The sequence below is a fragment of the Pseudomonas parasichuanensis genome (assembly GCF_021601385.1).
Lineage (GTDB): Bacteria > Pseudomonadota > Gammaproteobacteria > Pseudomonadales > Pseudomonadaceae > Aquipseudomonas > Aquipseudomonas parasichuanensis.
This window is the reverse complement of record NZ_BQHO01000072.1, coordinates 1-1,539: the sequence shown is the minus strand read 5'-3', so window position 1 is coordinate 1,539 and position 1,539 is coordinate 1. Positions and strand designations below refer to the sequence as shown.

The window sequence follows — 1,539 nt, the reverse complement described above, 5'->3', positions numbered from 1 at the left end:
TCCAGCACCATCTCGGCAGCTTGGACTTTGTATTCTCTTGAGTAAGATTTACGCACTGATTTTGCCTCCAATTGGGCGCCATCATAGCGCCCGAAGAAGGTGTCCAAAATCATTAGGCCAGTTCAAAGCCGCTCCCACAGGGCCCTGCTAGGTCTGGAGGTTGTGTGCAGTGCAGGGCAGTGTCCGAGTGAAGGTTATTGCGGTGGAAGCAGTCGTGCTCGACAAGCCTCAAGAATTTCATCCGCCAACGCCGAATCATCCGGGCAGGCCCGGGAAAGCGTGATAGCACCCACGAGCATGGCAATTACGCTCAAGCGCCGGGCACGCTGAGCCTGTGCATCGGCAGCATCGGCTGGCCCATCGGCCACCCGCAGCGTCTCCAGCAACTGCTCCAGCCCTTCGGCAAACACCGCCTTGACCGCCTCGGGCTGGCGCGCCGCATCGTTACTCAGGGCCGCCAGGGTGCAGCCGACTGCCGGATTGTCGCGGTGCTCCCTGGACAGGTACTGGCCCAGGTAGTCCGCCAGATCGACCCCTTCGCTGCGGGCCGCGCTGCTGGCCAGGCCACAGGCCGCAGCCTCGGCCATGAGGTCGGCCTTGGAGCCGAAGTGCTTGTAGAACCCGCCATGGGTGAAACCGGCAGCGGCCATCAGGTCCGCCACCCCAACCCCGTCATACCCCCGCTCGCGAAACAGCGCAGAGGCCGTCTCGACAATGTGCGCGCGGTTGGCTTGGGCTTGTGCCTTGCTGACTTTCATGGCGGGGCGACTCCTGCACCGGGGTGGTTGGGCTCATCATACATTGATGTCGTTCATCATCAAAATGTTGACACGGTTAGATTATGGTCGTAATCATAATGGCAAGCACACCCAACCTTGAGGATCTACCCATGAGTGCCTTGCCTACCGTTCTTGTCACCGGCGCCTCCAGCGGCATCGGCGCCACCTATGCCGAACGCTTCGCCCAGCGCGGCCACGACCTGGTGCTGGTCGCCCGCGATCAGACGCGGCTGGAGGCCCTGGCCGATCACCTGCATGAGCAATTTGCTGTCGCGGTCGAGGTGCTGGTCGCCGACCTGACGCAGGAAGATGCCCTGGCCAAGGTCGAAGCCCGTTTGCGTGAAGATGGCCGCATCGGCGTACTGATCAACAACGCAGGCCAAGGCCAGTCGGGTGGCTTCCTCGGGCAGAACGGCGAAAGCCTCGAACGCCTGATCGGCCTGAACGTTACCGCCGTCACCCGCCTGGCGGCCGCCATCGGCCCACGCCTGGCCGAGCAGGGCAGTGGTGCGATCGTCAATATCGGTTCGGTGGTGGGGCTGGCGCCGGAGCTGGGCATGACGGTGTATGGCGCTACCAAGGCGTTCGTGCAGTTCCTGTCCCAGGGGTTGGCGCTGGAACTGGGGCCCAAGGGTGTTGGCGCTGATGGAAAATTGACCCACCCTGCCGATTGAAATTTGACCCAGGGCGGATTGCTGATTTTGTTACCAGCAACTGTGGATAAGTCTACCAGCGCAGCTGCTGTTGCCCCCACTCCTTC

General features: G+C 62.2%; 1 protein-coding gene and 1 pseudogene. One reads left to right on the top strand and one right to left on the bottom strand.

The features are described 5' to 3' along the window. Nucleotides 1–194: 194 nt before the first annotated feature. Complete coding sequence (locus tag L6D77_RS26985) at nt 195–758, bottom strand: TetR/AcrR family transcriptional regulator (protein WP_232882474.1); 564 nt, start codon at nt 756–758, stop codon at nt 195–197. Between the two features lie 131 nt (nt 759–889). Between L6D77_RS26985 and L6D77_RS26980 the strand changes: the two are divergent. Continuing rightward, nucleotides 890–1,417, top strand: a pseudogene (locus L6D77_RS26980) (SDR family NAD(P)-dependent oxidoreductase); the annotation flags it as partial. Nucleotides 1,418–1,539: the final 122 nt, after the last annotated feature.

Coding starts and splice junctions, on each gene's coding strand:
- L6D77_RS26985 (WP_232882474.1), bottom strand. CDS start 758: ATGAAAGTCAGCAAGGCACAAGCCCAAGCCAACCGCGCGCACATTGTC.